26 protein-coding genes are annotated in these 22,018 nt (G+C 64.9%); 11 read left to right on the top strand and 15 right to left on the bottom strand.

Features of this window, described 5'->3' with window-relative positions; genetic code table 11:
• The first annotated feature begins 145 nt into the window (after positions 1-145).
• The gene (locus DCG74_RS27205; protein ID WP_172783331.1) at positions 146-1,486 is read left to right on the top strand and encodes a polysaccharide deacetylase family protein; all 1,341 of its coding nucleotides are present in this window, start codon (positions 146-148) and stop codon (positions 1,484-1,486) included.
• Between the two features lie 4 nt (positions 1,487-1,490).
• Here DCG74_RS27205 and DCG74_RS27210 read toward each other — a convergent pair whose 3' ends face one another.
• Entirely contained in the window at positions 1,491-1,865 is a 375-nt protein-coding gene (locus DCG74_RS27210; protein WP_172783330.1) for a hypothetical protein, read from the bottom strand.
• Positions 1,866-2,148: 283 nt separating this feature from the next.
• Here DCG74_RS27210 and DCG74_RS27215 point away from each other — a divergent pair, with 283 nt between their 5' ends.
• Entirely contained in the window at positions 2,149-2,406 is a 258-nt protein-coding gene (locus tag DCG74_RS27215; RefSeq protein ID WP_172783329.1) for a hypothetical protein, read from the top strand.
• Positions 2,407-2,449: 43 nt separating this feature from the next.
• Here the strand turns inward: DCG74_RS27215 and DCG74_RS27220 are convergent, their stop codons facing one another.
• Entirely contained in the window at positions 2,450-3,715 is a 1,266-nt protein-coding gene (locus tag DCG74_RS27220) for an ABC transporter substrate-binding protein (RefSeq protein ID WP_172783328.1), read from the bottom strand.
• Between the two features lie 59 nt (positions 3,716-3,774).
• Positions 3,775-4,461 (bottom strand): DJ-1/PfpI family protein, encoded by a 687-nt coding sequence (locus DCG74_RS27225; RefSeq protein WP_172783327.1) that lies wholly within the window; start codon positions 4,459-4,461, stop codon positions 3,775-3,777.
• A gap of 92 nt (positions 4,462-4,553) precedes the next feature.
• On the opposite strand from DCG74_RS27225, the gene DCG74_RS27230 reads away from it, so the two are divergent.
• A complete protein-coding gene (locus tag DCG74_RS27230; protein WP_172783326.1) occupies positions 4,554-5,513 on the top strand; it encodes a GlxA family transcriptional regulator in 960 nt (319 codons plus the stop codon).
• On the opposite strand, the gene DCG74_RS27235 is transcribed toward DCG74_RS27230, so the two are convergent.
• The 5 genes from DCG74_RS27235 to DCG74_RS27255 all read right to left on the bottom strand — a co-directional run bounded on the left by DCG74_RS27235 (position 5,510) and on the right by DCG74_RS27255 (position 8,203).
• Positions 5,510-5,698: a hypothetical protein gene (locus tag DCG74_RS27235; protein WP_172783325.1), complete on the bottom strand. Its 189-nt coding sequence runs from the start codon at positions 5,696-5,698 to the stop codon at positions 5,510-5,512. The two genes, DCG74_RS27230 and DCG74_RS27235, sit on opposite strands and share 4 nt — an antisense overlap.
• Before the next feature lie 56 nt (positions 5,699-5,754).
• On the bottom strand, positions 5,755-6,654 hold the full coding sequence (locus DCG74_RS27240; protein ID WP_172783324.1) for an NAD(P)/FAD-dependent oxidoreductase: 900 nt from the start codon (positions 6,652-6,654) through the stop codon (positions 5,755-5,757).
• The gene (locus DCG74_RS27245) at positions 6,651-7,727 is read right to left on the bottom strand and encodes a flavodoxin family protein (protein WP_172783323.1); all 1,077 of its coding nucleotides are present in this window, start codon (positions 7,725-7,727) and stop codon (positions 6,651-6,653) included. The genes DCG74_RS27240 and DCG74_RS27245 overlap by 4 nt, the downstream gene beginning before the upstream one ends.
• 66 nt (positions 7,728-7,793) lie before the next feature.
• On the bottom strand, positions 7,794-7,994 hold the full coding sequence (locus DCG74_RS27250) for a hypothetical protein (protein WP_172783322.1): 201 nt from the start codon (positions 7,992-7,994) through the stop codon (positions 7,794-7,796).
• Entirely contained in the window at positions 7,994-8,203 is a 210-nt protein-coding gene (locus DCG74_RS27255) for a hypothetical protein (RefSeq protein WP_172783321.1), read from the bottom strand. The genes DCG74_RS27250 and DCG74_RS27255 overlap by 1 nt, the downstream gene beginning before the upstream one ends.
• A 276-nt stretch (positions 8,204-8,479) precedes the next feature.
• Here DCG74_RS27255 and DCG74_RS27260 point away from each other — a divergent pair, with 276 nt between their 5' ends.
• A complete protein-coding gene (locus DCG74_RS27260) occupies positions 8,480-8,764 on the top strand; it encodes a hypothetical protein (protein ID WP_172783320.1) in 285 nt (94 codons plus the stop codon).
• Between the two features lie 17 nt (positions 8,765-8,781).
• Here DCG74_RS27260 and DCG74_RS27265 read toward each other — a convergent pair whose 3' ends face one another.
• Together DCG74_RS27265 and DCG74_RS27270 are read right to left on the bottom strand one after the other, a co-directional pair.
• Positions 8,782-8,982, bottom strand: coding sequence for a hypothetical protein (locus tag DCG74_RS27265; protein ID WP_172783319.1), 201 nt, complete (start codon positions 8,980-8,982; stop codon positions 8,782-8,784).
• A 137-nt stretch (positions 8,983-9,119) separates the two neighbouring features.
• Positions 9,120-9,302, bottom strand: coding sequence for a hypothetical protein (locus DCG74_RS27270; protein ID WP_172783318.1), 183 nt, complete (start codon positions 9,300-9,302; stop codon positions 9,120-9,122).
• 295 nt (positions 9,303-9,597) lie between these two features.
• On the opposite strand from DCG74_RS27270, the gene DCG74_RS27275 reads away from it, so the two are divergent.
• A complete protein-coding gene (locus DCG74_RS27275; RefSeq protein WP_172783317.1) occupies positions 9,598-9,792 on the top strand; it encodes a hypothetical protein in 195 nt (64 codons plus the stop codon).
• 70 nt (positions 9,793-9,862) lie between these two features.
• Here DCG74_RS27275 and DCG74_RS27280 read toward each other — a convergent pair whose 3' ends face one another.
• The 4 genes from DCG74_RS27280 to DCG74_RS27295 form a co-directional block, all read right to left on the bottom strand.
• Positions 9,863-10,621, bottom strand: coding sequence for a Crp/Fnr family transcriptional regulator (locus DCG74_RS27280; protein ID WP_172783316.1), 759 nt, complete (start codon positions 10,619-10,621; stop codon positions 9,863-9,865).
• On the bottom strand, positions 10,621-13,788 hold the full coding sequence (locus DCG74_RS27285) for a CheR family methyltransferase (protein WP_172783315.1): 3,168 nt from the start codon (positions 13,786-13,788) through the stop codon (positions 10,621-10,623). Before DCG74_RS27285 ends, DCG74_RS27280 begins: the two co-directional genes overlap by 1 nt.
• A gap of 207 nt (positions 13,789-13,995) precedes the next feature.
• Positions 13,996-14,265: a hypothetical protein gene (locus DCG74_RS27290; RefSeq protein WP_172783314.1), complete on the bottom strand. Its 270-nt coding sequence runs from the start codon at positions 14,263-14,265 to the stop codon at positions 13,996-13,998.
• Positions 14,266-14,275: 10 nt separating this feature from the next.
• Positions 14,276-15,283 carry a chemotaxis protein CheB gene (locus DCG74_RS27295; RefSeq protein WP_172783313.1) on the bottom strand — a complete coding sequence of 336 codons (1,008 nt, stop codon included), beginning with the start codon at positions 15,281-15,283 and terminating at the stop codon, positions 14,276-14,278.
• An 87-nt stretch (positions 15,284-15,370) separates the two neighbouring features.
• Here DCG74_RS27295 and DCG74_RS27300 point away from each other — a divergent pair, with 87 nt between their 5' ends.
• Positions 15,371-15,769, top strand: coding sequence for a response regulator (locus tag DCG74_RS27300; protein WP_172783312.1), 399 nt, complete (start codon positions 15,371-15,373; stop codon positions 15,767-15,769).
• Between the two features lie 360 nt (positions 15,770-16,129).
• Here DCG74_RS27300 and DCG74_RS27305 read toward each other — a convergent pair whose 3' ends face one another.
• Positions 16,130-16,912 carry an SDR family oxidoreductase gene (locus DCG74_RS27305; protein ID WP_172783311.1) on the bottom strand — a complete coding sequence of 261 codons (783 nt, stop codon included), beginning with the start codon at positions 16,910-16,912 and terminating at the stop codon, positions 16,130-16,132.
• A gap of 185 nt (positions 16,913-17,097) precedes the next feature.
• On the opposite strand from DCG74_RS27305, the gene DCG74_RS27310 reads away from it, so the two are divergent.
• The 5 genes from DCG74_RS27310 (at position 17,098) to DCG74_RS27330 (ending at position 21,934) form a co-directional block, all read left to right on the top strand.
• Entirely contained in the window at positions 17,098-18,273 is a 1,176-nt protein-coding gene (locus DCG74_RS27310) for a zinc-dependent alcohol dehydrogenase (protein WP_172783310.1), read from the top strand.
• Between the two features lie 11 nt (positions 18,274-18,284).
• The gene (locus tag DCG74_RS27315; RefSeq protein WP_172783309.1) at positions 18,285-18,854 is read left to right on the top strand and encodes a hypothetical protein; all 570 of its coding nucleotides are present in this window, start codon (positions 18,285-18,287) and stop codon (positions 18,852-18,854) included.
• A complete protein-coding gene (locus DCG74_RS27320; protein ID WP_172783308.1) occupies positions 18,835-20,439 on the top strand; it encodes an alpha-amylase family glycosyl hydrolase in 1,605 nt (534 codons plus the stop codon). Before DCG74_RS27315 ends, DCG74_RS27320 begins: the two co-directional genes overlap by 20 nt.
• Before the next feature lie 164 nt (positions 20,440-20,603).
• A complete protein-coding gene (locus tag DCG74_RS27325; RefSeq protein WP_172783307.1) occupies positions 20,604-20,783 on the top strand; it encodes a CsbD family protein in 180 nt (59 codons plus the stop codon).
• Positions 20,780-21,934: a DUF305 domain-containing protein gene (locus DCG74_RS27330; protein ID WP_172783306.1), complete on the top strand. Its 1,155-nt coding sequence runs from the start codon at positions 20,780-20,782 to the stop codon at positions 21,932-21,934. The genes DCG74_RS27325 and DCG74_RS27330 overlap by 4 nt, the downstream gene beginning before the upstream one ends.
• Positions 21,935-22,018 lie beyond the last annotated feature (84 nt).

A 22,018-nucleotide genomic window follows, 5' to 3' on the forward strand; every position in this document is an offset into this window, starting at 1 on the left:
ACGCCGGGGCAAAATGGGGTGATTTGGGGGCAATTAACACTCTGTTCATGCTACGGCGTGCAAAGATGAGGGCGGCTACGGCTGAACCGTTTTGAGCCATCTCCGACCTATCTAAGCGCCAATTGCATGGGGGCAGACGAGGTTCATGATCGGAAGTAGCGTTGTTTTGCGGACGCGATCGTGGATCGTCCTTTGTCTGGGAATGCTCACCGTCGGTTCGCCGGCTGCGCTTGCGGCCGACTGTCCCGGCCACCCCGACGCCCTCGGCACCTCCCGCACCCTCGTTGTCGATCCGCGCGAGCATCCGCTGATCGGCACCATGCAGTACCGCGAGACGCTGCCGCTGAAGGACCATGAGGTCGTCCTGACCTTCGACGACGGTCCGATCCCGAAATATTCCAACCAGGTGCTCAAGATCCTCGCCGACGAATGCATCAAGGCGACCTTCTTCATCGTCGGCAACCAGGCCAAGGCCAATCCGGACGGCGTGCGCAAGCTGGTGGCGGCGGGCCACACCGTCGGTACGCACAGCATGGACCATCCCCTGACGTTCGACCGGATGCCGATCGAGAAGGCCGAGGCGGAGATCAATGGCGGCATCGAATGGACCGCAGCCGCGATGACCGATCCCTCGCAGCTCGCCCCGTTCTTCCGCATTCCCGGCCTGATGCGCGCCGAGGGCGTGGAGAACCATCTGATCTCGCGCGGCATCCAGGTCTGGAGCGCCGACTTCCCGGCGGATGATTGGCGGCACGTGTCGTCCGACCGCGTCTACCAGCTCGCGATCCAGCGGCTGGAGGCCAAGGGTAAGGGCATCCTGCTGCTGCATGACATTCAGGCCCGCACGGTGGCGGCGCTGCCCAGGATCATCCGCGACCTCAAGGCGCGCGGCTATCGCATCGTGCATGTGGTGCCCGCCACCGCCGAGCGGCCGGCGACGCCGACCACGCAGGTCGAATGGCTGCTGCATCCGCCATCGGAGACGACGCCGATCGCGCGCTGGCCGCGCGTGCCGAATTTCGTGTTCACGCAGACCAAGACGCTGCCGACGCCCGCGCTCGCCGACCTCAATGCGCAGGCCGAGCATCAGTCGCTGCTGCCGCGCCGGAGCAAGGGCCAGATGGACCTCGCATCCACCCTGCCCGTGCCCGGCCGCGATCTGTTCGCGATTCCGGAAGGCTCGGTCGAGGTGCTGCTGTCGACGACCTTGTCGCGGCGCGCCGCGACCCGGCTTGCCATGGCGGCGGAGAGGCCCCATCCGGCCAAGGACAAGGCAGCACAGGGCAGAGCTGCGAAGGGCAAGACGGCCAAGCTGCACGGGCGGAGGACCGCCCAAGCGGCGCCGGCGGCAGAGAATCATGCCGCGCAGCCCGTCGACATCGTACCCAAGAACACCGCATCCAAGGGCGCCGCTTCCAAGGGTGCCGCTTCCAAGAGCGCAGCGCCCCGTCCGACCCGCGTCGCCAGCCTGAAAAAACGCGCTTAGGCCGCTATTGCCGCATGATCGCGGCGACGCAGAGCAGCACGATCAGCGCCAGGAAGAACAGGTCCATGTAGGACTTGAGCTCGCCGTCACGCCTTAGCCGCGCGACGTCGGCGATCACCTGCTTGCGCGCGCTGGTGCCGCCCGAACCGTCGTTGATCGGAGCCTGAAGGCGCTTGGTCTCGGCCTCCAGCTTCTCGATCTTCTGGAAGAAGTAGAACGCCCGCAGCGTCGAGGCCGCGCGCATGGCGGCATAGACCAGCACCAGGATCGCCAGGATCGCCCGGTTCGGATACTTCTCCATGAAGTTCAGGCTGAAATAGACCACAGCCATGAAGGCGAAATTGGTGAGGAAGCGATAGACGAAGCTGAGAAAGACCATGCTGGCTCGAACCTTGAGGGGGTCGCAACTCTACGATGTTGCAAAGTGCGGGATCGGGTCCCAGACCGGAACGGCGAGCCTGGATACGGCCCGTCTACGCCAAGTTTGTTTCAACAAAGATACTGCCGCCCCCGCAACTAGCCGCCTTTTAGCCTGACGCGGCCATAAGGCAAGCCGGGGCTTGGCCCTGGCCTCGCGCGCGCGAAGGGCCCGCAACGGCTCAATAGCGATTTGGCCGAAGGCGCGGTAAACTGCGACCGCCGCCAGATGTGGGGTTCTTCCGATGCCGAAGAAGGGAATCACGGGCCACGACGACTGGGTTCTGACCGAGGCTCTCGCGACCGCCCTGGTCGCGCTGGAGCAGCTCGAGCCGAAGCACCAGCCGAACGCGCATATGGACGACATCCGCAAGCTGCTCGCCAACGGCAAGGAGCCGGCAGCGGTGAGCCTGCACCTCGCGCAGGCCAAATGCCGCCTGTTTCCCGAGCTCGACCCGCTGGAGATCTACCGGGAATACGGCATCGGCGATGAGTATGGCTGAGGCGGCGCGTCAGGGCAGCACAAGCCCTGCGCGGCGCAGCGGGTTAGTTTTGCGAGGTCTTCAGCAGCGGGCATTCGCTTTGGCTCAGCGGAAGATAGGCTTCCTCGGCAGGGATCGTCTCGACCACGCTGTAGTAGTCCCAGGGGGCTTTCACGTCCGCAGGCTTCTTGACCTCGACGAGATAGAAATCGTGCACCAGCTTGTTGTCGGCGCGCAGCCGCGCGCCCGGTGCATAGAAATCGTCTACCGGCATTGACCGCATCTTCTCCAGGACGGCATTGGTTTCATCTGTGCCCGCGGCAGCCGCGGCCCTCAGATATTGCAGGACGGCCGAATAGACGGCGGCTTGTGGCGCGGTCGGCATGGCGTTGTGAAGCTTGTAGAACCTCTGGGCGAACGCCCGCGTCGCTTCGTTGAGAGCCCAGTACCAAGCGGTGACCGTGGTAAGGCCCTTGGCGGTTTCAGGACCCATGGCGTGAACATCGGTCAGGAACATGAGTTCGGCGACCGCCTTCTGGGGCCCCGTATTCATGCCGAATTCGTTCCATTGCTTCATCGAGGTCACGAGCTGTTCGCCGGCATTGGCGAACGCGATCACCTTGGCCTTTGAGGCCTGGGCCTGGAGCAAGAACGAGCTGTAATCGGCATTTCCCAGCGGATGAAAGACTGCGCCGAGCGACTTGGCGCCGCTCGCCGCGAGCACGCGCTGTGACACTTCGACCATGTTGCGTCCGAACGCGTAGTCGGACGCGATGAAGAACCAGCTGTTATATCCTTGCGACACCAGCCTGCGGACCGAGCCGGCGACCAGATTGTAATTGTCGTGCAACCACATCAGGCCGGTGGGCGAACATTGCCTGCCGCCGATTTCGGTGGTCCCAACCGCAGAGTAGATAACGATCCTGTTCTTGTCGCGTGCGATCGACTGGATGGCGAGCGCAACGGCAGAATTTCCGACATCGGCCACCATGTCGATGCCGTCCACGTCGAACCATTTGCGGACGATCTGGGCACCGATGTCCGGCTTGTTCTGATGATCGGCGACGACAATGTTGACCTTGAGCCCAGGCGTGGCCTTCTGAAAATCCTCGACCGCCATCTTCGCGGCGACAACAGAGCCTGGTCCGGCAAGGTCCGACAAGGGTCCTGCCTGGTCGTTGATGATGCCGATGCGGATCACATCGCCGGAAAAATCGCCGGCCTGACTCCGTTCGGCGCATGCGACCGCCCCGAGCGTCAGGATGAGGCCAAAGGCCGACCGGCAAACCCGGATAGGCCATGACTTCGACGCGCCTGCGCGATCCACCATCTTCCCCTCCACTCTGCCCGCGAGGACTGCCGGCGATGACTGCCCTGAAATCGCCGGTGCTACCCCTCCTGGTGAACAACTTTCCTGACGAATTCCAGTCGACGCGCCTGCGCCGGCGCAACCCGCTCCTTCATGGCGGCCAGGATCGCCGCCGGTGCCGTATCCGGCGAGCCGGCGTTGAATGGGGGTGCGGGATTGTATTCCATGCGGAGCTGGACCATTTCCGCTGCCGCGCGGCCTCTCAACATCGAGACCAGCGTGAGTGCAAAGTCGATGCCGGCGGTTATGCCGCCGCCGGTCATGCGGTTGCGGTCGATGCACACCCTCTCCCGCGACACCTCCGCTCCGAAAAACGGCAAGGCATCGGTCGCCGTCCAATGCGTGGCCGCGCGATAGCCTTTCAGGAGACCGGCTGCGCCGAGTACGAGCGAACCGGTGCAGACCGACGTGACGTATTTCGCGCCGCGCGCCTGCCGACGCAGAAAGGCAAGCACCTCCTCGTCCAGCATCAGCTCGTCGGTGCCATAGCCGCCGGGGACACAGATCACGTCGAGTTGCGGGCAATCAGCGAATGTGATGGTCGGCGTCAACGCGATCACGGAATCGCTCGGTACGGGCTCGATGCATTTCCAGATCAAATGCACGCTGACGTCAGGCAGGCTGGAGAAGACCTGGGCAGGACCGGTGAGATCGAGCTGTGTAACGCGGGGAAACACCAGAAGGCCGATCTGCAACGGACCCGACATATCCAACCTCGACATCGCGCTTGACGACGTCAGCGTGCCATGTTGGCCTTGTGGTCGGAAACGGCGTAATTCCCTCATTTTTGGACGCGTCCATGATCGGCTTCCTGATCTTTCCCGAATTCCAGCTGCTGGATGCGGCCGGGCCGATCTCGGTGTTCGAGATCGCAAGACGTCACACGCCGAATGCACCGCGCGTGATCAACGTTGCGGCGAAGGCCGGGGCGGTGCGCAGTTCGTCTGGCACCGAGATGCTGGCGCGCAGCCTGCGATCGGCGAGCTCCGTTACGACTCTTTTCGTGGCTGGTGGAGAGGGCGTCGAAGCTGCGGCGCGTTGCAACACCACGATCTCCTTCATTCAGAGACTGGCGCGCCGCGGCGTGCGCATGGCCAGCGTTTGCTCCGGCGCCTATCTGCTCGCCGAGGCCGGCGTCCTCGATGGCCGCTGCGCAACCACGCATTGGTCCTGTACCCGCGACTTCATCGGGCGCTATCCGAAGGTCAGGCTCGAACCGGACCAGATCTTCACGCGCGATGGCGGCGTATGGACTTCGGCGGGAATCACGGCCGGGATCGATCTCGCGCTCGCCATGATCGCGGAGGACCATGGCGAGGAGATTTCGCAGGCAACCGCCCGCCAGCTCGTGCTCTACCATCGCCGCAGCGGCGGCCAATCGCAGTTCTCGAGTCTTCTCGAGCTGAAGACGCCGAACGGGCGCTTCGGCAGCCTGTTGTCGTGGGTGCGCGAGAATCTGGATGCGTCTCTCACGGTCGAGGCGCTCGCCGAGCGCGCTGGGCTGAGCTCAAGGCATTTCGTCCGCTCCTTCATCGCCGAAACCGGATCCACGCCGACAAAGGCGGTCGAACGCTTGCGCGTCGAGGTGGCGCGGGAGCGGGTGCAGTCCTCCGGCGAGACGATCGAGCGCGTCGCGCGAACCACCGGCTTTCGCGACCCCGAGCGGATGCGAAGGGCCTTCATCCGGGCCTTCGGTCAGCCGCCACAGTCGGTGCGACGCTCCGCCCGGATCGCGAGAGCTCCGGAAGACCGGGTTTAAGGCCCGCCGGCGACCGATCCCGCAATCACCATGACCAGCGCGCCGAGGTCGATCTTGCCGTTGACGGTCAGCTCCTCCGAGCCCTTCGCGTCTGCCGCGCCCTGGACCTTCAGCGATTGCGGCCGGTCGGCGGCCTGGCGCTGCAACTCGCCGACGATCGCTTCCTTGAGCTTCTCTTCCAGCATGGGCTCTTCCTTCGCGGGTCCGTCCAGTCAAGACGGCAGCCCGCGCTTCGTTCCCGTCACGCAAACCGCGGCGGCAGGCTGTTGTGGATCGTGCAGGCGGCGATGGCGGCATGGCCGAACGCGACCGATATCTGGTGCAGGTCGGTGACGACGTCGCCGATGCCGTAGAGTCCGGTGATCGACGTGCGCTGATGATCGTCGACCTCTAGATAACCCTCCCCGGTATGGTCGGCGCCAAGCGCCATCGCGAGCTGCGAGCGCACCTGCGCACCCATCGCGGGATAGACCATCTCGAACTGCGCCGTATGGCCGTCGGCGAAGACGGCTTCGACGCCCTCGCCTCTTCGCCGCAAACGCAGATCGGGCGCGAAGACGACCTCGACGCCCGCCTCGGCCAGCCGTGACGTTGCCGACCGATCGTCATCCGGTCCGGTCGCGAGCAGCGTCACGTCGCGCGAATAGCCGCGCAGGAACAGCGCCTTGCCCGCGGCACGCGCGAACGGGCCGATGACGCCGATGCGGCGGCCGGTCGCCTCGAAGGCGTCGCAGACCGGGCAGTAGCGCAACAGGCCATCGGCGACGGCAGCGCGCCAATCGTCGAACGGCGGATGCGTGTCGACGATCCCGCAGGCGAGAATGACGGTGGCGGCCGCATGCGTGCGGCCATTCCAGCTCGCTTCAAAGCCATGTTCGTGACGCTGCAACGCGTTGACCTCGGCCTTTACGCGCGTGACGGCGAGCTCGCGCAGCTGGGCCGACATCCGCTCGATCAGCTCGGTGCCGGACAGGCCGTGGACGAAGCCCGGGACATTGTGGCTGCGCGGGATCAGCGCCGCCCGGCTCGCGCCGGCGTCCACGACACAGACGCGGCGGCGAAAGCGCGCCAGATAGATCGCGGCCATCAATCCGGCCGGGCCGCCTCCGACGATCAGGCATTCAAGCTGCGCGCCGGTCATTTCGGGTTCGGGTCCGCAAGAGCGGCGCCGGGCTCCTCGAGGTGCCCGCTCCGCGCCAGCCGGACCGCGTTGCCGAGCGCGCGCGCCGCATTCTGCACCCCCTGCTGGAAGTCGTGGTCCTCGTCGAGCTCGCGATGCGATGTGGCGTATGGCTCCCCGTAGCCGACATAGCCGTCGAGCTCGGCGTAGCGGCCCGCCGAGATCAGCTGCATGTCGGTCAGCCAGTCGGACAAGGTCCGGCGCACGCCCTCGGCGCCGACCGCGTCGCCGTGAACGACGACACCGAAATGGCGGCCGGCGAGATGGCGCGGATACGGCCAGCCCTTCAGCTCGATGGCCTTGGCTTCCGCGGCATTCTTGCCGTGGGTCGAGGTCGGATCGGGATTGCCGCCGTCGGCGCAGACCATGCGGTCCATCATCGCCTTGAGCCCGGCGGGAACGTGATACCAGTTCACGGGGGTCACGATCAGAATGCCGTGCGCCGCAACCCAGAGCGGATAGATCTCGTTCATCCAGTCCTGGGTCTGGCCCAGCGAATAGTTCGGATAGCAGCTGCACGGCCAGTGGCACAGCGGCATGGCGGTGCCGACGCAGGACTTGCAGGGATGAATGGTCTTGCCGAATTCCGAGGCGAGGCGCGACAGATCGAGGATGTCGACGGCAAATCCCATCTCGATGAAGACGGGCTCGGCCAGCTCGACCAGCCGCCAGGTCTTGGACATCTCGCCGGGACAGGTGTGCTCGCTGCGGGCCGAGCCGTTGATGATCAGGATGCGAGGCGCCACGTCGGCATCGTCATGGCGCCGCTGCGCCTCCAGGATTTTTGCGCGCGCATCCAGCCAGTCGACGGCGAGATCGTAGTCGGGGTCGGCGAAGCCTGCTCCGGCCTTCCGCGTCAATGGTGCCTTGCGCGAATGGCTGTAGGCGTCCCAGGCCGCCGCGATGATGGCATCGAGCTCACGGCCGAGCGAAGCAAAGACGGGATCGACGAACTGACGCCTGTAGCGCCGCTCGAACTCCTCGCGCGACAACTTGACGGGCGGCATCCCCTTGCGAATGTCGACATCCGTCATGCTGGCTCCTGGCGAAGTCGGTGTCCTTGCGACCAACCCGGCGCCCAGCGTGCGGTTCCCAACACTTTACCGGCGAGCAAGCTCCTGCGGCTCATCGAATTTGGCGATCCGTTGATCGAGCCGCCACAGCTCGATGCGATGCACCAGGACGAGCGAGGCGGCTTCGCGCTTGGCCTGCTCGTCGTCGTCGCAGACCAGGTTGATGCATCCGAACACGTGCCCGTCCGGATCGATCTGGAACGCGCGGTAATGCTTGATGCTTGCCACTATGATTGTCCTCGCCTTGGAGCGACGGGTGCGCTCAGCCAATCCGTGAGGTTCAAGGTCACTTCGTTCTGCTTGGCGCGGCGCAGCAGCATCTCGCGTTCCCGGCCGGGCGGCAGGCTGAGCGCGCGCTCGCGCGCGCTTTCGGCAAAGGCGGCCAGCCGCTCCTGAAGCGTTTGGGTCTGTTTCCTGCGGTTACGTTTGGCGGTCATGTCACTTTCGCGGAAAATTCGGTTGTGGGGAAATAGGCCCCGGCGGGGGATCGGGCGCCGGGGCCCGAGTTCTCTTGTCACTCAAGTCGCTTGCCGGTTGAGGCGGCTCAGCCCGGCAACGATTGTAGCTTCCGTCGCAACGGCCGGTTCCAGCATTTCAATAAGTTAACGCTGCGCGATTTTGCGCAAAGCACAACGCAGGACCGATCGATCCGGACTGCGCCGGAACCGAAATGCTGATTCGTATGTTCAAGGACGACTTGAAGGAGGATCATCATGGCAAAAGCAGCATGGAAACGACCGGGCTCGCCGATCGGCCGCAAAGGCCCGCGCAAGGCAAATCCCACCTACAAGCGCCGCGCGCGCGAGCCGTGGACAGCGGCGGATGTGAGCAAGCTGAAGCAACTTGCCAAGGGCAACACGCCGACCGGCGTGATGAGCATCAAGCTGCAGCGCCCCGTCGCGGCGATCCGCAGCAAGGCGCAACGCGAAGGGATTTCGCTGCGGCCGGTCAACCGCTCGCCCTACAACCGGCGAAGCAAAGCCGCAAAGCGGCGCTGACGGCGCGTAGCGCCGGACTAGCTCGGCGGCTGCAGGCCCGGCGACCTCAGCCACTCGCTCATCTGAGACCCCGTTTCCGCCTGACGCGCCTTGCGCAAAATTTCGTCGCGCGCCGCGCCGGGCGGAAGCAAGTTGGCTTGTTCGCGTAGCCGCTCCGCCTCGGCGGCGAGCCGCGCTTCCAGAGTTTCGACTTGCTTGAACCGATGTCGCATCCTCATCAGGCGTCCTCCTGGTGCATGAGGTCGAGCGCGCCGTTGCGTTCTGACGTGGTTAGTGGATTCCGGGCTGCACAGCCGGGCCAATGATCTAACGTTCCAGAAACGGAACGGTTGCAGTTTCACAGGAAAGACCGGAGCTACGATTCCTCGTTGTCGCGGCGCGCCTTGATCTCGGAGCGAAGCATGGCGCTGTCCATGATGGCCAAGCGCAAGTCTTTCACGGCCTCGTCGTGACGGCCCACAGCTTGTCTGTGCTGCTCCCGGAGGGTGCGGCTCTCTTCGATAGCGCGCGTGGCGCGGGCAAACAGGGCGTTTGGCATGAGGCATCATGCAACGGAGCTCGCGAACGCGCACTTGCATAGGTTACTCAAATGGCGCCAACAGCTCAAAAAGCGTCGCCGATTAACCTGGATCAAGCGGTCACAACCTCGCCGAACCGTTCTCAACCGCATCCGATGGCGAGGGACAAGAATTGAACGGCAGATCCCCGATTTCCTTGGCTGAAACGCCGCAACGGGTGTATGGTGACATTATCACCGGCTGAGGCTCTGCCCGTAGGCGCTGGTGGCTGAGAGACCGATGGTGCTCCCGCCTGCATGACCAGGGGAGCGCTTGATGGCCAAGCAGATTCACCATCCGTTGCAGTCGGACGAAAAGCACGTGGAGCAGGTTCGCAAGGCGATCCGAGACTCGCTGGAGGTACTGAAGCTTCCGCGACCGGATACGTTTCTAGGCCGGCAAACCCACGAGCCTGTTCCGAGTGAGCACGATCCAGATGTGGAGGTCGGGCAGCGCCGTAAACCGGCCTGATTGCGGGCATGACGTCCGGTGCCGGCCGATGTCAGTGAAGAGACTCCTCCGCGCCGCGACGGAACGGGGGTCATCTGATCGCTTCAGTTTCGCGGTAGAGCCGCAGATAGCTCGGCGAATACAGCGCCGCGTTCTTGAGCGCATCGAGGTCCGGGATCGTCAGCGTCCGCTCGCGCAGCACGATCAGCCCCGCCGCGCGCAGCTCCTGGAGCGTCCGATTGAGATGAACGACGGAAAGCCCGGTGGCATCGGCGAGATCCATTTGCGTCACGGGCATGAGACATGAATTGCCGTCGACCATTCCCACCGGGCGAAGCCGCTCGACGATTTCGCAGAACAGATGCGCCACGCGCTCCAGCGCGACGCGACGGCCGAGATTGATCGCCCATTCGCGCTGGATTGCGCTGTTGAGCAGGGTCTCGCACCAGAACGCTTCCGACAGCGTGGGGTTGTTGGCGAGCAGGCTCTCGAAGCGGGCGCGCTTGATCTCGGCATAGACCACGGGCGTCAGCGCCACGATCGAATGGTCCATTTCCGACAGCAGGTAAGCATGCGCATCGCAGCTTTCGCCCGGGAAGATGAAATTGACGATCTGTCGCCTGCCGTCCTCCAGCGTCTTGTAGCGGCCGAGCCAGCCCGACAACAGGACACGAACGGCGTCGACGCGATCGCCCTCGGTGATCAGATCCTCGCCGGATCCGGCACGCTGGAGACCCTCGAGCATGGCGTATTCGAGCGATGCGCGAGCCTCGCTCGACAACGGCCGCAGCGCGCTCAGCCGGCGAACGACCGGCTCCAGGACGCTGCGATCGGCTGTCGACAACGGCATCAGGCGGCTACCACCGGTGTGTGGAAGGCGCGCTTGCTCAGAGGAATAGTGATGGTGTAGTGCAGCCCGGCCGGGTGGAACGCCATCATGGTCTGCCCCTTCAGCTCGAACGCCAGCGTGCGCTCCAGAAGCTCGGTCCCAAATCCTTTTCGCGGCCTTGCCGTCACGGGCGGCCCGCCGCGCTCCCGCCATTCGAACACCAGCTCCGCCGGATCGGTGCTCTCATCGACGCGCCAGGTCACCTCGATGCGCCCGCTCGGCCGACTCAAGGCGCCGTATTTGAGCGCGTTGGTCGCGAGCTCGTGGATGGCGAGCGCGAAGGTTTCCGCGGCCTTTGGCTGGAAGCGGATTTTGGGGCCCGAGACCCGCATCTGCTCGCCTTCGCGTGCATTGTAGGCGAGCAGCTCCTCGACCACGAGATATTCCAGATCGACGCCGCCTTCCGGATCGCGCGTCACCAGCGCCTGGGTGCGGGCAAAGGCGTTGAGACGGCCATCGAGATGGGAGGCGTATTCCTCCACGGTCGAGCTTGTTTCCGCCGAGCGGCGCGCAATCGAGCGCACCACGCCGAGCGTGTTGCGAACCCGGTGCTGGAGCTCGGCGAGCAGCAGGCGTTGCCGCTCCTCGGCACGGGTGATTGCGGTGACGTCGATGAAGGTGATGACCACGCCCGCGATGAAATTGTCGATGCTGCGATATGGCAGGATGCGCACGATGTAACGCGTGCCGCTGTCCGGCGCGCTCAGCTCGCGCTCGACGCTGGCAAGCGTGCGCAGCACCCGGCGAATGTCGTCGTAGAGCTCCTCGATCGGGATACGCGCCTTGATATGGCTGATCGGCCGGCCCGTATCGGTCTCGACCAGATGCAGCAGCTGGGTGATGGCGGGCGTGAAGTTCATCACGCGCAGATCATTGTCGAGGAATACCGTGGCGATCTGCGTGCTCTCGAGGAAATTCTTCAGGTCGCTGGTGGCACGCGTCAGCTCCTGAACGCGGTGCGCCAGCTCGCCGTTCACGGTGGTCAGCTCCTCGTTGACCGACTGCAGCTCCTCGCGCGAGGTCTCGAGCTCCTCGTTGGCCGACTGAAGCTCCTCGTTCAGCGATTGATATTCCTCGTTCGAGGATTTCAGCTCCTCGTTGGTGCTCTCGAGCTCCTCGATCGTCGCCTGAAGGCGCTCGCGCGTGGCCCGCAGATCGTTTTCGAGGCGCTCGACGTGCTCGGTGCGCACCAGCGCGTTGGGATTGCCCGTCTCGGCTTCGCTGCTCCGCGCCGGGGAGTCCTTGAACAGGACGACGAAATTGCGGTGGCCGCCGGCGCCCTCCTGGATCGGCTCGACCGTAATGTCCACCAGGACGCGGTGACCGTTCACGCCGAGCTGCACCTGCTCGGCATGAACGGTCTCATTGGTGTCGGCGGCGCGGCTGAGCGTGGTCCGCAATTCCAGCCGAAGATCGCGGTGCACGAGCTGCAGCAGGTCGAGCGTGGCGGCGCCCGCCGTCGGCTCGATGTAGCGGCCGGTGCGCCCGGAGAAATGCAGCACCTGGAAATTGTCGTCGGTGATGACATAGGCCGGGGCATAGCGCTCCGCGATGCGCTGCGCGCGCCGCTCCAGGCCGACGTCGGGGCCGAATGAGCGCACCGCCGGGACCTCGACCGGCACCCGGCCCGCCGCGGTCGTGATCGGAAATTCCGGCGGCAGCCGCGTTCCCGTCTCCAGCTTCTTGAAGATCCGGGCGCGACGGTCGACCGGCGCGAACAGCTTCGGATGCCGCGTCACGTTCTCGGAATTGCCGAGGAACAGATATCGCTCCGGCAGCAGCGCGAAATGGAATAGCGGAATCACGCGGTTCTGCAGCTCGGCGTTGAGATAGATCAGCAGATTGCGGCAGGACACGATGTCGAGCTTGGAAAACGGGGCGTCCTTAATGACGTTATGCTGCGAGAAGATGCACATCTCACGCAGCTCCTTCACCACGCAATAGGTATCGCCCTCGCGCACGAACCAGCGCGCCAGCCGCTCGCTGGTCATGTCCGCCTCGACATTGGTGCGATAGCGGCCGACGCGGGCGGTCGCGAGCGCCCGTCCATCGATGTCGGTGGCGAAGATCTGGACCTGCGGCACGGAATCCATCCGCGCCATGTGCTCGCGCAAGAGGATCCCGATCGAATAGGCCTCCTCGCCGGTAGCGCAGCCGAGCACCCAGACGCGGACCTGCTGGCCCACCCCCTTGCCCTCGAAGATCTTCGGAATGATTTGCGTCTCCAGCACCTCGAACTCGCGCTTGTCGCGGAAGAATTCGGTGACGCCGATCAGGAGGTCGTTGAAGAGGTACTGCGCCTCGTCCTTGTCGTTGCGAAGGAAATCCACATAGGCGGCGATGTCGTCGATCCGGACCACCTGCATGCGCCGCTGCACGCGCCGCAGGAAGGTGTTCTGCTTATAGCCGTGGAAATCGTTGCCGGTCTTGTTGCGCAGGATGTCGGCGATGCGCGACAGCGAGCTGGCGGCGGCGGCCAGAACCTCGTCGAAGCCCTGCTTCTCCTCCAGACGCCTGAGATGACGGGCATAGACCTGAATGTGCTCGGGGATATCCTCGGGCGGAAGCACATAATCGGCAATCGCAGCGGGTGTGTTGCCGTCGAGATGCCCGGCCTCTTCCGCGTTTTCAATCCGCTCGGCGATCGCGAGGCCGCCATGATCCTTCAGCGTCGCCGTGCCCAGCGTGCCGTCGCCCCCCGTGCCCGCAAGGATGACACCGATGGACTGCTCGGCGCGCTCCTCGGCCAGCGACACCAGGAAGCTGTCGATCGTGGCGCGCTCACCAGGCGCCTGCTCGGCCTTGCGGATTGCGAAGCGATCGCCCTGGATGGTGGTGATCATGGCCGGTGGACATAGATAGATCGTACCGCCTTCGATCGGGTGGCCGTCGGCGATCTCGGCGACCTGGTTGCCGTTGGAGTTCTGGACGATGTCGCGCAGCCGCGGCTCGTCGAACGCCTCGTGGTGCTGGAGCGCCAGCACGATGGCCTGGTCGGCTCCGACCGACATTTTGGCGAAAAAGCGCTCGATGCTGTCCAGCGCGCCCGGTGAGGCGCCAACCCCTATGATCAGCGGGGTCTTGCTCTGGCGCTGTGCATCGGCCGGCTGGTCGGCGACTTCGGTCATGGCTCTGGTCGCTCACTGGCTGGCGGGAACCCGATGGGCGCCCCGTCCTGCACATAGCAGAATTCAATATTATCCCAACACATCAAAGACAAAAATGTCCCGGGCGTCCCTTGATCCAGCTAGCCCGATTCAGGGGACAAGCGCGAGTCGGCCTCCTGCTGCTGCGGAGCGTCGGCGGCGCAGTTCGGCACATCGGCGCCGGCCTCCCTAGGCCTCCGGATTGACCTCGCGCTGAAGAAAGGCCACGCGCTGCTCGATCAAGGTGCGGTGGCGCTCCCATTCGACCAGCGTCTGCCTGAGCAGGTCGACCAGCCGTTCCGCCTGACACGTGTCATGACCGCCCGCCATGAGCTCGCGCACCCGATCCTCTTGATTGCGGACCCGCTGCCAACCGCTCTCGATATCCTGGTCCGCCTTCACCAACAGGCGTCGCTCCGCATCGAGCTGTGCAGTGCGTTCGACAAGGGAGATGGCCATGGCCGCCCCTTCAGGCCTCCCGTTTGCCTACGGAAGGATCGAGCGACTTTAGCACGACGCGCCGGATCATGTCGGCATATTCGCGGTATTCCAGCGCCCGAGCCTCGTACATCTCGGCGACCGCAGCCCGGCCGGTGCGCCGGCCGTCGGCGGCCATGCGCTGCACCAACTCCGCCCGCTCCTCGATGATCCGCAATGCCACGCGCAGGGCTTCGTCGACCCGCCCCTCCTGCTCCTTGGCGAGCGCATCGGCTGTGAAACCGTGGCCGACCTGGCAGCGATAACGCATCGGGCGGGCGTTCTTGACCTCCGAGAGCACCCCGCCGCAGCTTGGGCATGTTAGGGCGACAGGGCCACCCACGGAGGCGAGATTGTCGCTTCCGATCCGCTCACCGGCCGCGATCTCGACCTCGAGCCTGATCTCGGGCGGGATCGGCAGCGCGGCGCCGACCTGCTCCCTGACGAGCTCGGACAGCACGTCGCCCATATTGGCGCCGGGAACGCAGAGGTCGACCGTGGTCGCCTCCATGGCGCGGCGCGGCATCTCGTCGGAGATCGCATCGGCGGGGTCCTGCACCACGGCCAAGCCGCCGCAGCGCTTGATGGCGTTGAGGCCGGCCGCACCGTCGGACAACAGGCCGCTCAGGAGCACGCCGATGACGCGCGGCCCGTGATAGAGCGCAGCCGAGCGGAACAGCGCATCGATCGCCGGCCGCACCATGTTCTCGCGCGGGCCGCGGCCGAGCAAGATGCGGTCCTCCGTGACGAGAAGATGATGGTCCGGCGCACCCAGATAGATCTGGCCGGGCTCGATCATCATGCCGTTCTCAGCCTGCCGGACCGGGAGCGGCCCGGCACTGCCGGCAACCGTCGAGAGGATGCCGATGCCCTGCGCCGGAATGTGCAGCACGACGAAAACGGCGGCCGGCAGGTCCGCGGGCAGACGGCCCAGAATCTGCTTCAATGGAGCCGTCGCTCCGGCGGAGCCCCCGATGACAATGATGTCGCGGTTGCTCATGGAACCCGCCTCCATTTGCCTGGTTTGTAGTTTGCACCAAGGCGGCTCGCCGGCTTATGTTCCTATGCGTTTGGAGGCCGAGACAGCATGGCGGCATCGTCGGATCAGCGCGCAGAGCTCAAGGGGCGCCGCATCTTCGTCGTCGAGGACGAGTATTTTCTCGCCGATGACATCGGCAAGGCCTTCCGCGCGCTGGGTGCGGAGATCGCCGGTCCCGTCGGCCATCTCGAAGACGCGCTCGAGATCCTGCACGACGGCAGCGTCCTGGACGCCGCCGTGCTCGACGTCAACATCCGCAACGAGACGATCTTTCCGATCGCCCGCGAGCTGAGAGCCCGGAACGTGCCGTTCCTGTTCACGACCGGATACGACAAGATCACGCTCGGTCCGGAGTTCCAGGACGTGCCGCTATTGGAAAAGCCGATCGATCTTGCGGCGATGGCACGGAAGCTGGCCGGGCTCATCGCCGAGCAGCCGATCCAGTGAACAGCGGTTGAACGGGTGCAACCGAGCGACGATCAAAATAAATGCGCGATGGCAAGCCAGGCGGTCACCGCCAGGCACAGGACAACTGCGGCGTAAGGTAGCGCGACGCGCAAGACGGCAAGCTCCCCCACTTCAGCTCATCATCATCCAGACGATTGCCACCATCATTACGAGAAAACCCGTAACCGCAGTCGCGACAAAGGCCTGTTCGATACGATCCATTGCCATCGCAGCCCCCGCTTGTTTCAGCCCGTGCAATTTGACGGTTTGAAGGCCGCGGCGCATTAGGCTATGTGAATCGAAGGTCTCCTTTCTCCGCAAGACGGTTCGCGCCGCTCCGCAGCATTGCGCGCGCGTCGCTTACGATCTTGCGGTACCCGGCTCCGCCATCTTGCGGTGCTGCTTGGCCAGCATCTCGTTCGGCGTGACGTTCGCAACCGTGGTCTGGATCTTGTTCTTCAGCCCGGTGACGATGTCGGCTTCCCCGCGCAGCATCGCATCGAAACCCGCCTTGGCGACATCGTAGGCGCCGTCCTTCTTGTCGGTGCCGACCTTGGTGTCCATCATGTCGGCGCGGCGGAAGAACTCGGTCTCGGTCGCACCCGGCATCAGGCAGGTCACTGTGACGCCGCTGTCGCGCAGCTCCTCACGGAGCGCAAACGAAAATGAATCGAGGAACGCCTTGCTGGCGTTGTAGGCGGCCTGGAAACTCCCGGGCATGAAGCCGGCGATCGAGCCGGTGATCAGGATGCGACCGGCATTGCGGCGGAGCATCTCATTGCCGACGCGGTGGATCAGATACAGCGTGCCGGTGATGTTGGTGTCGATGAGGTGCTTCACCCTGGCAAAGTCCTGGTCGAGGAAAGCCTTGCCGAGGCCGATTCCGGCATTGGCCAGCAATGCGCCAATCGGCCGGTCGCCGATCGCCGCGCACAGCTTGTCGACGCCCTCGGTGGTGGCGAGATCAGTCTCGACCGGCTCCACGCTGACGCCGTGCCGGCGCAGATCGACGGCCACCCGCTCGATCTGAGGTTCGTCCGCGGCGATGACGAGGTTGAACCCGGCCTGCGCGCAGCACCTGGCGAGTTCCAGACCGATACCGGTTGAGGCGCCTGTGACGACGGCGAGATGATTGGCGGGCATGCGGGAAATCCTTGCGATTGAGTCCTTGGAATCGAGGTGATCACGCTCAATCGCCGCCCTGCTCTCTCGTTCCTATTGCGTCGTCGTTCCTATTTGCGCAGGGCGAAGAATTTGCGCGCAGACGATAGCAACCATCGTTCGTGCCTGGACTTAGATGGCACGTGGCTCAACCGGGAGGACGCACGATGAAGGCACTGGTCTGGCACGGCAAGGAGGACATCCGGTGCGACACCGTCACCGACCCGGAGATTCAGGATCCGCGTGACGCCATCATCAAGGTGACGAGCTGCGCCATCTGCGGCTCCGACCTGCACCTCTTCCACAATTTCATTCCGGGCATGCTGCCCGGCGACATCATGGGCCACGAGACCATGGGCGAAGTGGTCGAGGTCGGCGCGGGCGTCAACGGCAAGCTCGAGAAGGGCGACCGCGTCGTCGTGCCGTTCACGATCATTTGCGGTGAATGCGACCAGTGCAAGCGCGGCAATTTCTCGGTCTGTGAGACCACCAACCGCAAGCGTCATCTGGCCGACAAGGTGTTCGGGCACGCGACGGCAGGCCTGTTCGGCTACACCCATCTGACCGGCGGCTATCCCGGCGGCCAGGCCGAATATCTGCGCGTGCCCTTTGCCGACGCCACCCACATCAAGGTGCCCGCGGGCATTCCCGACGAGCAGCTGTTGTTCCTCAGCGACATCTTCCCGACCGGCTGGCAGGCCGCCGCGCAATGCGACATCGAGCCGACCGACACGGTCGCGATCTGGGGCTGTGGCCCGGTCGGACAGATGGCGATCCGCAGCGCCATCCTGCTCGGCGCCAACCAGGTGATCGCGATCGACTGCCTGCCGGAGCGGCTCAGCATGGCCGAGGCCGGCGGCGCCACCACCATCAACTTCGAGACCGAGAGCGTGGTGGAGCGGCTCCAGGAGCTGACCGACGGCAGGGGCCCGGAAAAATGCATCGACTGCGTCGGCATGGAATCGCATGTGATGCCGTCGCTGCCCGACACCCTGCTCGACCGCGCCAAGCAGATGGTGATGGCCGAGAGCGACCGGCCGCACGTGCTGCGCGAGATGATCTATGTCTGCCGTCCCGGCGGCATCATCTCGGTGCCCGGCGTGTACAGCGGCCTGTCCGACATGCTCCCGATGGGCGCCTTCATGAACAAGGGCCTGACGATGCGGACCGGCCAGACCCACGTCAACCGCTGGACCGACGATCTGCTTCGGCGCATCGAAGAAGGCGAGATCGACCCGTCCTTCGTCATTACCCACACCGTCCCGCTCGCCCAGGGACCGGAGATGTACCAGGTGTTTCGCGACAAGCGCGATTCCTGCGTCAAGGTCGTGCTGAAGCCCTGAGGAGCAAAGCCATGTTTCACTTCTCCAACATCGTGCGTACCAAGGGCGACCCCAAGATCGTCGCGGGCGGACCGAGCCTGAAGCAGCCGGCGGACCAGCTCGCGCGCGCACTCGGCTGGTTCAGCATCGGCCTCGGCGTCGTCGAATTGTTCGCGCCGAGGCGCGTCACGCACACGCTGGGCATGGAAGGCCGTGAGACGCTGGTCCGCGCCTTCGGCGTGCGCGAGATCCTTGCCGGGATCATGTCGCTCTCGGTCGACAAGAACGCCGGCCTATGGGCCCGTGTCGGCGGCGACGGCCTCGATGCCGCCGCGCTGATGTCCGGGCTGACGTCGGACAATCCCAAGAAGGGCAACATCGCGCTGGCACTGTTGATGGTCGGCGGCATCGCCATGCTCGACTACCGCGCCGCGCAGGACACCAAGCCGCGCCGCCCGCCGCGCGATGCACGGCGCAAGCTCTATCCGAACCGCAGTGGATTCCCGAAGGGTATCGAGAGTGTCCGAACTGCGGCAAGGCAGATCGCGGGGCATGTTGGGCACAACGAGGTGAAGCAAGGTGATGAGCGTCGAGTCCCGTGACGAAGCTGCGTGGTGGGAATCCGCCGTCATCTACGAGATCGCGCTGATCTCATTTCAGGACTCCAACGGTGACGGCAAGGGCGACCTTGCCGGACTGTTGTCGCGCATCGACTATTTGAAATGGCTCGGCGTCGATGCGGTGTGGCTGACGCCGATCCACAACAGCCCCTTCCGCGACCTCGGCTACGACATCTCCGACTATTGCTCGATCGATCCCGCCTTCGGCAGCCTCGAGGAGTTCGATCGCCTGCTTGAGGCGCTGCACGGTGCGGGCATCCGGCTCATTCTCGACCTCGTCCCCAATCACACCGCGCACGATCATGCATGGTTCGTCGAGAGCGCGAGCTCGCGCAACAGCGCGAAAGCGGATTGGTACATCTGGGCTGAGCCCGCCGAGAACGGCGGGCCGCCCAACAACTGGCTGAGCCGGTTCGGCGGCAGCGGCTGGGAATGGTGCGAGGCGCGCCGGCAATATTACTATCATTCCTTCCTGGTCGAGCAGCCCGACCTCAACTGGCGCAACCCACAAGTGCGCGCCGCGATCGCCGAGACCATGCGGTTCTGGCTCGACCGTGGCGTCGACGGCTTTCGCGTCGACGCCAGCGCGGTCCTGATCAAGGACCGGCTCTTGCGCGACAACCCGCCGAACCCCGAGGCCGAGGGCAAGCCGCCGCCGCAGCGGAACACGACGGTGTTTACCGACGACCGGCCCGAGACGATGGATTGCATCGAGTTCATCCGGGAGGTGATCGATGCCTATCCCGGGCGGATGCTGTGCGGCGAGGTCCAGGGCAAGACCGACCGCATCGGCCACTTCTACGGCAACGGCCGGCCGCGCCTGCATCTGCCGCTCAACTTCGCCCTGCTCGATTCCAAATGGGACGCCCTCTCGCTGCAGGCCACGATCGACGCCTATCTCAACGCCATCCCGGACGATGGCTGGCCGGTCTGGGTCATCGGCGGCCACGACAAGCAGCGGGTCGCGAGCAAGATCGGCGAGGCGCAGATGCGCGTGCTGGCGATGCTGCTGATGACGCTGCGGGGAACGCCGTTCTTCTTCATGGGCGACGAGATCGGCCGCAAGCGCGTGCCGATCCCGCCGGGCCGCGTTCACGATCCCTTCGAGAAGCTCGTGCCCGGCTATGGCCTGTGCCGCGATCCCGAACGCGCACCGATGCGATGGGACGACAGTCCCGACGGCGGCTTCACCACGGGCCGTCCATGGCTGCCGCTCGAGCCGCCCGATGGTGCGGCCAACGTCGCCGGACAGCAGCGCGACAAGCGTTCGATCCTGGCGCTGTTTCGCGCGCTGATGGCGCTGCGGCGCGAGCATATTGGTTTGCAACGGGGCGAATACGAGCCGCTGCGGTCGCAGAACGATGTCCTGGCCTACAAGCGGCTGGATGGCCGTAACGAGATCCTGGTCGCGCTCAATATCGCGGCCGAACCGCGGAAATTCCACTGGCAAGGCCGCGGCCGTCTCTTGATGTCGACGCATCTGGATCGACAGGCCGAGCCGGTGCCGGATGCGTCCATCCTGCTCCGCGGCAACGAAGGCGTGATCATCACGCTCGAACCTCGGTGATATCAGCAGGAACCATCCGCGTTTCGAAGAGTCTCATCAATGCTTTCCGGCGTCTCCCCCCGCCGCCGGAGGCAGTTTGCAAGACCGCAGCCCGGCGCCCACGCCCCCTTCAGGCGCCGGGGTAGCGGCGTGAGCCCGTCGGCAGGACATATCGGAGGCAGCTCATGGGCAAGACCAAAGGTCTGCAGCAACGGATCGCCGGCAAGACCAAGCAGGCCGTCGGCGAAATCATCGGCGACCAGGATCTGCACGATGACGGCAAGGCACAAGCCGAGCGCGGGCGCGCCGAACAAGACAAGCCGAGCGAGCTCAATCCGCTGAAGAAGCTCAAGCAGCTGACGTGAACGCAGAGCCGCGACCAGCGCTCGCGAGTGGGGCGCGGCGCAGCATCGGCGAGCGGCGGCGTTCGCGCTGGATTGCCGCGGCCGCCCTCGGCCTGATCAGCAGCACGTTCTCGACCATCGTCAGCCAACTCTTCGCCGCCCGCATCGGCCGCGATGCCGCCGTCGACTGGATGACGGTTGCCGCAATTCCTGCGCGCGATTGGGCGATCAGCTCCGAGCCATCCTGGAGCGCAATCCTGACCGGGATGGCCTTTCACCAATGGGCCGATTTTTCCTGGGCGTTGGTTTTCTTTGGCGTGCTCGGACGCTGGACGGCCGACTTGCGGCCGATGACGATCCTGCTGCTGGCGCTGCCCTGGGCCGTGTTCTCTTCAGGCATGGAATGGTTCGTGCTGGTGCCGCTGTTTCCGTTTTGGCAGCCGCTGTTCACGCTGCAACAACCCTACTGGATCGGCCTGCTGGTCCACGGCTCCTCGGCCGTGATGTATCCTCTGTTCGCGCGCCTGCGCTGGAAGCGCGGGACTGCGCCTGACAGCGACGTGCGGTTCACCAACATGTGGATGACCGGCGCGCTGGCCGCGATCGCGGTGCTCGGTGCGGTCGCAATGTTCGGCGGTCACGGTTACGAGCCGCCGTGGATGGGCCGCGACAGGGATCACGACCAGGCCTACATCCGTCACATGACCACGCATCATGCCCAGGGCATCGAGCTGGCACGGACGGCGGCCGAGCGCGCGCAGGATCCACATCTGCGGAAGCTCGCGATGCTGATGGTCGCGAGCCAGACCGGCGAGAACCAGATCTTCGAGAATTGGTGGCTGAGCTGGTTCGACACGGAGATGCCCGATTGCAGCACCGAGGAGCGTGCGGCGATGCCGGGCTTCCTGACACCGGCCGAGATGCGCCAGGTCAAGACCGCGCCGCCGGACCAGTTCGACGCGCTGTTCGTCGAGGCGATGAGCAGGCACCACCGCGGTGCGGTCAGGATGGCCGACCGGATGTGGCACAGCCGCGGCGACCCTCGCCTGCGCATCATGGCGCACGCCATCCGCCACGAGCAGCAGGGCGAGATCGCAGTGATGCACGGCACGAGCGGCGTCGCCGCCGTGACCACAGGCGTACGCAACATGCTCGGCGACAACGTCAATTGAGTGCGAGGAACCTTGGATCGGCGAGCGGCTTGCTGCCTCCGCGATACCCCAAGCGAACGTATCAAACGTTAATGCTTTCCGCCG

The sequence above is a fragment of the Bradyrhizobium sp. WBAH42 genome (genome assembly GCF_024585265.1).
Classification (GTDB): Bacteria; Pseudomonadota; Alphaproteobacteria; order Rhizobiales; family Xanthobacteraceae; genus Bradyrhizobium.

Bases quoted from the DNA above. Each gene is read 5' to 3' on its own strand.
- DCG74_RS27205 (WP_172783331.1), top strand. From the start codon at position 146: ATGATCGGAAGTAGCGTTGTTTTGCGGACGCGATCGTGGATCGTCCTT.
- DCG74_RS27210 (WP_172783330.1), bottom strand. From the start codon at position 1,865: ATGGTCTTTCTCAGCTTCGTCTATCGCTTCCTCACCAATTTCGCCTTC.
- DCG74_RS27215 (WP_172783329.1), top strand. From the start codon at position 2,149: ATGCCGAAGAAGGGAATCACGGGCCACGACGACTGGGTTCTGACCGAG.
- DCG74_RS27220 (WP_172783328.1), bottom strand. From the start codon at position 3,715: ATGGTGGATCGCGCAGGCGCGTCGAAGTCATGGCCTATCCGGGTTTGC.
- DCG74_RS27225 (WP_172783327.1), bottom strand. From the start codon at position 4,461: ATGTCGGGTCCGTTGCAGATCGGCCTTCTGGTGTTTCCCCGCGTTACA.
- DCG74_RS27230 (WP_172783326.1), top strand. From the start codon at position 4,554: ATGATCGGCTTCCTGATCTTTCCCGAATTCCAGCTGCTGGATGCGGCC.
- DCG74_RS27235 (WP_172783325.1), bottom strand. From the start codon at position 5,698: ATGCTGGAAGAGAAGCTCAAGGAAGCGATCGTCGGCGAGTTGCAGCGC.
- DCG74_RS27240 (WP_172783324.1), bottom strand. From the start codon at position 6,654: ATGACCGGCGCGCAGCTTGAATGCCTGATCGTCGGAGGCGGCCCGGCC.
- DCG74_RS27245 (WP_172783323.1), bottom strand. From the start codon at position 7,727: ATGACGGATGTCGACATTCGCAAGGGGATGCCGCCCGTCAAGTTGTCG.
- DCG74_RS27255 (WP_172783321.1), bottom strand. From the start codon at position 8,203: ATGACCGCCAAACGTAACCGCAGGAAACAGACCCAAACGCTTCAGGAG.
- DCG74_RS27260 (WP_172783320.1), top strand. From the start codon at position 8,480: ATGGCAAAAGCAGCATGGAAACGACCGGGCTCGCCGATCGGCCGCAAA.
- DCG74_RS27265 (WP_172783319.1), bottom strand. From the start codon at position 8,982: ATGAGGATGCGACATCGGTTCAAGCAAGTCGAAACTCTGGAAGCGCGG.
- DCG74_RS27270 (WP_172783318.1), bottom strand. From the start codon at position 9,302: ATGCCAAACGCCCTGTTTGCCCGCGCCACGCGCGCTATCGAAGAGAGC.
- DCG74_RS27275 (WP_172783317.1), top strand. From the start codon at position 9,598: ATGGCCAAGCAGATTCACCATCCGTTGCAGTCGGACGAAAAGCACGTG.
- DCG74_RS27280 (WP_172783316.1), bottom strand. From the start codon at position 10,621: ATGCCGTTGTCGACAGCCGATCGCAGCGTCCTGGAGCCGGTCGTTCGC.
- DCG74_RS27285 (WP_172783315.1), bottom strand. From the start codon at position 13,788: ATGACCGAAGTCGCCGACCAGCCGGCCGATGCACAGCGCCAGAGCAAG.
- DCG74_RS27290 (WP_172783314.1), bottom strand. From the start codon at position 14,265: ATGGCCATCTCCCTTGTCGAACGCACTGCACAGCTCGATGCGGAGCGA.
- DCG74_RS27295 (WP_172783313.1), bottom strand. From the start codon at position 15,283: ATGAGCAACCGCGACATCATTGTCATCGGGGGCTCCGCCGGAGCGACG.
- DCG74_RS27300 (WP_172783312.1), top strand. From the start codon at position 15,371: ATGGCGGCATCGTCGGATCAGCGCGCAGAGCTCAAGGGGCGCCGCATC.
- DCG74_RS27305 (WP_172783311.1), bottom strand. From the start codon at position 16,912: ATGCCCGCCAATCATCTCGCCGTCGTCACAGGCGCCTCAACCGGTATC.
- DCG74_RS27310 (WP_172783310.1), top strand. From the start codon at position 17,098: ATGAAGGCACTGGTCTGGCACGGCAAGGAGGACATCCGGTGCGACACC.
- DCG74_RS27315 (WP_172783309.1), top strand. From the start codon at position 18,285: ATGTTTCACTTCTCCAACATCGTGCGTACCAAGGGCGACCCCAAGATC.
- DCG74_RS27320 (WP_172783308.1), top strand. From the start codon at position 18,835: ATGAGCGTCGAGTCCCGTGACGAAGCTGCGTGGTGGGAATCCGCCGTC.
- DCG74_RS27325 (WP_172783307.1), top strand. From the start codon at position 20,604: ATGGGCAAGACCAAAGGTCTGCAGCAACGGATCGCCGGCAAGACCAAG.